The sequence below is a fragment of the Pseudonocardia zijingensis genome, assembly GCF_042657305.1.
In the GTDB taxonomy this organism is placed as follows: Bacteria; Actinomycetota; Actinomycetes; order Mycobacteriales; family Pseudonocardiaceae; genus Pseudonocardia; species Pseudonocardia zijingensis.
In genome coordinates this window covers 1-4,850 of record NZ_JBHSKO010000060.1, presented here as the reverse complement: position 1 = coordinate 4,850, position 4,850 = coordinate 1, and the positions used below count along the sequence as shown (strand labels likewise).

3 protein-coding genes and 1 pseudogene are annotated in these 4,850 nt (G+C 74.5%); 2 read left to right on the top strand and 2 right to left on the bottom strand.

The window, feature by feature from the left end; translation table 11 throughout:
• Together ACFPL3_RS41845 and ACFPL3_RS41840 are read right to left on the bottom strand one after the other, a co-directional pair.
• Positions 1–181 (bottom strand): annotated as a pseudogene (locus tag ACFPL3_RS41845) (AAA family ATPase); the annotation flags it as partial.
• A gap of 186 nt (positions 182–367) precedes the next feature.
• On the bottom strand, positions 368–1,117 hold the full coding sequence (locus ACFPL3_RS41840) for a universal stress protein (RefSeq protein ID WP_343946372.1): 750 nt from the start codon (positions 1,115–1,117) through the stop codon (positions 368–370).
• Positions 1,118–1,444: 327 nt separating this feature from the next.
• On the opposite strand from ACFPL3_RS41840, the gene ACFPL3_RS41835 reads away from it, so the two are divergent.
• Together ACFPL3_RS41835 and ppsA are read left to right on the top strand one after the other, a co-directional pair.
• Positions 1,445–2,341, top strand: coding sequence for a universal stress protein (locus ACFPL3_RS41835; protein WP_343946371.1), 897 nt, complete (start codon positions 1,445–1,447; stop codon positions 2,339–2,341).
• Positions 2,338–4,641 carry a phosphoenolpyruvate synthase gene (ppsA, locus tag ACFPL3_RS41830; RefSeq protein WP_343946370.1) on the top strand — a complete coding sequence of 768 codons (2,304 nt, stop codon included), beginning with the start codon at positions 2,338–2,340 and terminating at the stop codon, positions 4,639–4,641. The genes ACFPL3_RS41835 and ppsA overlap by 4 nt, the downstream gene beginning before the upstream one ends.
• Positions 4,642–4,850 lie beyond the last annotated feature (209 nt).

Here is a 4,850-nt window from a genome sequence, read left to right as displayed (position 1 = left end):
GGCGGCGGTTGAGCTCCAGCTCGCGCTGCAGAACGGCGCGGCGCAGGTCCGGGTTGCCGAAGTCGAGGAACGGGGTGCGCACCGGCTTCTTCAGCTTGTAGGCCCGCTCGCCGAGCAGGAGCACCACACCGATGTGGGTCTCGTGCACCGCAGCTGCAGGTCCGCCCGTCGCCTCACCCACGCGGATCCCCCTCACCTCGTTGCGACCCACCCTGCTCCACGGTCGGGGCGGCCGGGAGGGGCAGTCGACCCCGTGCGGCGGGACCTCCGCCCGTCGTCGTGGAGCGCGGCGCCGTGGAAGGTGTGCGCCGGTGTTCCAGCCGACGAGAGGAGCGCGCGACCGTGCCACGTGAGCGTCGGCGGCGGCTCAGCGCAGGGAGGACGCCCACCTGCTCGCGCGGTCCGGCAGCCAGGTCGTCCGGGGCGGTCCCTCCGGCGGAACGATCAGGACCGGGCAGTGGGCCGTGCGCAACAGCGCCGTCACCGGGGATTCGGAGAGGCCGGCGAGGAGTGCGCCTCGGGTGGACCGGCCGAGCACGAGCAGCGGGGCGCGGTGGGAGCGGGCGAGCAGCAGCTCGGCGGCATCGTCCTGGACGGCGATGCACCGGACGTCGACGCCGGGGTGGACGATCCGCCATGGCGAGATCGCCAGCTCCAGTTCGCGGCGCGCCCGCTCTTGCGGGCGGTCCCAGTCCGCGATCGGGCCGGGTTGTAGCCGGCCGAGGCTGATACCAGGCTCGGACCACGAGCAGTGGAGCGCCCCGACCGGACGCCACGCCTCCTCGAATGCGGCGTCGATGACGTCCTCGCCGGTCCACGGGGCGGCCGCGAGCGCGACCGGTCCGGCGTCGGCTCCCGGCGACGGGGGTTCCGCGGGCGCGACCACGACCGGGCAGTACGACGAGGCGACCACGGCGGTGACGTCGGTGAGCGTCGCGGGGACCACTACCACGGCCGCGTCCGCGGACAGCTTCCGCAGCGCGTCGTGGGCCGAACCGCGAGCCGGGGCGAGCTGCAGGACCGAGCTGCGGCGATCCGCTTCCGCGGCGGCCCATCGCAGGGCTCGGTGTCCGGCCTCGGACGGGTCGGGGTGGACGACGACGGGGCGGCTCGTCACCAGGGCTCCGCTCAACTGCACCGTCACGGGGTGGCTGCTGCGCTGCGGTTTCCGTGCCGGCGCTGGCGGTGATCCCGGATGTCGTCATCGATCACCTCCTCACCCAGAACGGACGCCAGCGTGCCGACGAGCACGTGCAGCGGGCAGGGGCGGACGGCCCTGGCCGCCGCGGGCGGAGGTCACGGCGGCGCGAACCCACCGCCCGTCGGCACTGCAGCCGGGCACCCACAGGCGGGCCGGAAGGCCTGTCGATCGGGGGACTCGCGCCACTGCCGTCGGCAGGGCTGCGGGGGCGACCGTGGTCGGGAGACCCGAGGAGGAAAAACGATGAGCACAACACGACCTGGCTCGACCGTCGTCGTCGGTGTCGACGGCTCGGAGCCCGCCCGGCGCGCCGTGCGGTGGGCGGCACAGGAGGCCGTTCGCCGCGGCCTGCCGCTGCGGGTGGTGATGGCGTTCGAGTGGATGTCCGGGCAGCCCGTTGGGCTGGCGGCGCTGGGTGACAGGTACCGCGACGTCATGCTCGACACCGCCCGGCGGCAGCTGACCGAGGCGGCGCAGCTCGCTGAGCACGAGCAGCCGGCGCTCGAGGTGCAGCAGCAACTGGTCGTCGGGTACCCGATCCCCGTCCTGAGCGCCGAGGCGGAGCACGCGGAGCTCGTCGTCATCGGCGACCGCGGCGTCGGTGGCGTGGCCGGCCTGCTGCTCGGGTCGGTCGCCGTGGCGTTGGCCTCGCGCGCGGAGTGCCCCGTGGTGGTTGTCCGCGGCGAGGCCGAGGTACCGGACCCGGCCGCGCCGGTCGTGGTCGGCGTGGACGGTTCACCGATCAGCGAGGCCGCGCTCGCCTTCGCCTTCGAGGCCGCCGCCGCGCGGAAGGTACCGCTGGTGGCGGTGCACACCTGGTGGGACCTGATCGTCGATCCGACGATGGCGCCCCTGTTGGACTGGGACGCGATCGAGAACGACGAGCGCGAGGTGCTGGCCGAGCGGCTCGCCGGGTGGGCGGAGAAGTACCCGGATGTCCACGTCCAGCGCCTCGTGAGCCGCGACCGCCCAGCGCACGCCCTGGTCGAACAGTCGCTGCGCGCGCAGCTGCTCGTGGTCGGGTCGCGCGGCCGTGGCGGGCTCGCCGGTCTCGTGCTCGGCTCGGTCAGCAACGCCGTCCTGCACCGCGCGCACTGCCCGGTGGCGGTCGTCCGCCCTGAGCCGGGCGCAGTGGGATGACCACCCTCGTCGGCCCGGCCGTGCTCGATCTGGCCGGCGTCGGCGCCGGTGCCGCCCCCGAAGTCGGTGGCAAGGCCGCCAACCTCGGTGAGCTGATCGCCGCAGGCCTGCCGGTGCCGCCGGGTTTCGTCGTGCCGGCCGCGGTCTACCTGGACGCGATGTCCCGGGCGGGGGTTCGGGAGGAGCTCGCCCAGCTGCACGAGCGGGCCGTCGCGGCGGTCGACGACCCGGTCGAGCTGGCAGCGCTGTGCCGGCGCGCGGCGGAGACCGTGCACCGGGCCGGGCTGCCCGCCGAGCTGGTCGAGCAGATCCGCGTCGCGTATGCGGCGTTGCCGGATGGCTCGGGCGGTGCGACGGTCGCCGTGCGCTCGTCGGCCGTCGGCGAGGACGGCACCGACGCCAGCTTCGCAGGGATGAACGCCAGTTTCACCAATGTCCGCGGCACACGCGCCCTCGTCGAGCGGATCCTGCGGTGCTGGGCGTCGCTCTTCGGCGCTCGTGTCGTCGCCTACCGGGCGACCCGCGGCTACACGGCCGAGCCGGCCATCGCGGTCGTCGTCCAGCTCATGGTGCGCGCGGACCGTGCCGGCGTGGCGTTCACCGCGGACCCCGCCACCGGCCGGCGCGACGTCGTGGTCGTCGAGGCGGCGTTCGGGCAGGGCGAGGTGGTCGTCAGCGGCGCCGTGGAGCCCGATACGTACCGCGTGGGGGCGTCCGGCACCCGGCTGGTCGCCGTGCGAGTGGGGCACCAGACCCACGAGATCGTCCGCGGCGAGGACGGCGGTGACCGCACGGTTCCGCTCGAACCGGGGAGAGCCGATGCGCGCGTGCTGTCCGACGAGGAGGCGTGCGATGTCGCGCGTCTCGCGCTGCGCGTGCAGCAGCACTTCGGCGTTCCACAGGACGTGGAGTGGGCGATGACCGGCCGCCGCACCTGGCTGGTGCAGGCTCGTCCGATCACGACGCTCACCGAGGCGCCGGCGCCGAGAACGACCGGCGGCGGCGAACCCCTGGTCCGCGGCCTCGCCGCATCACCGGGCACGGCCTCGGGTCGGGTGCGGGTGCTCACGTCCCCGGCCGAGGGCGCTGCCTTGCAGGCGGGCGAGGTGCTCGTCGCCCCGATGACCAATCCGGACTGGCTGCCGACGGTGCGGCGGGCGGCAGCCCTCGTCACCGACCACGGTGGCACCACGTGCCACGCGGCGGTCGTCGCCCGTGAGCTGGGCGTGCCGTGCATCGTCGGCGCGCGGGACGCGACCGCCGGGCTGAGCGACGGACAGCTGGTCACCGTGGACGGGAGCGCCGGCGAGGTACGACCCGGCGCGTCTGCGGTGACATCGGTCCGGGCGGAACCCCAGCCGGTGGCGATCGCCTCGCCGGAATCGATCGGCACCCGCCTCTACGTGAACCTCGCGATGCCCGAGCAGGCCGAGGCGGCAGCTGCGCGTCCGGTCGACGGGGTCGGGCTGCTGCGGGCGGAGTTCCTCCTCACCGAGGCGCTCGGCGGCCGCCACCCGCGGGAGGTGCTCGCCCGGGGGGAGCAGGAGCAGTTCGTGGCCGCGCTGTCCACGGCGCTGCTGCGCATCACCGAGCCGTTCGCCCCCCGACCCGTCGTCTACCGGGCGACGGACCTGCGCAGCAACGAGTTCCGCGGCCTGGCCGGAGGCGCAGCCCACGAACCCGACGAGCACAACCCGATGATCGGGTATCGGGGCGCCTACCGGTACCTGCGCGAGCCCGACCTCTTCGCGCTCGAACTGCGGGCGCTCGCCGAGGTCCGCGACCGCACCACCAACCTGCACCTGATGATCCCGTTCGTCCGCACCCGCTGGGAGCTCGAGGCCTGCCTCGAGCTGGTCGAATCGAGCCCGCTCGGGTCGCACCGCGGGATGCACCGCTGGGTGATGGCCGAGGTCCCATCGGTGTTGCACTGGCTGCCTGCCTACGTGGACCTGGGGATCGACGGGGTCTCGATCGGCAGCAACGACCTCACGCAGCTCGTGCTGGGCGTCGACCGCGACTCGGCGGAGTGCGCCGAGCTGTACGACGAGACCGACCCGGCCGTGCTCGCCGCCGTCGAACAGATCATCACCACGGCACGGCGTCTCGGCATCACCTCGTCGCTGTGTGGACAGGCGCCGTCGGCCCACCCGGAGTACGCCGATCACCTCGTCCGTGCCGGGATCACGTCGATCTCGGTGAACCCGGACGCGATCGACGCGGCGCGCAGGGCCATCGGCGCCGCCGAGCGCCGGGTGCTGTTGGAAGCCGCTCGATCGCCGGGTGCGCAGGCGCGATGAGGGCCACGACGGGCTGAGCGTCGGTACCCCTCATCCTGGCGCGCTGCGCGGCGTGGGCATGCGTGCGTGGGTCGCCGACCGTCCGGGGCCGATCGGCAGCGGGCCGCTGCACGCCGTCGAGCTCCCGGAGCCGTCGCCCGGGCCGGGGGAGGTGCGGGTGCGGGTGCAGGCCTGCGGGGTGTGCCGCACCGACCTCCACCTGGCCGAGG

What these genes read in the sequence shown, in the direction of transcription:
- ACFPL3_RS41835 (WP_343946371.1), top strand. Translation starts at nt 1,445, where the DNA reads ATGAGCACAACACGACCTGGCTCGACCGTCGTCGTCGGTGTCGACGGC.
- ppsA (WP_343946370.1), top strand. Translation starts at nt 2,338, where the DNA reads ATGACCACCCTCGTCGGCCCGGCCGTGCTCGATCTGGCCGGCGTCGGC.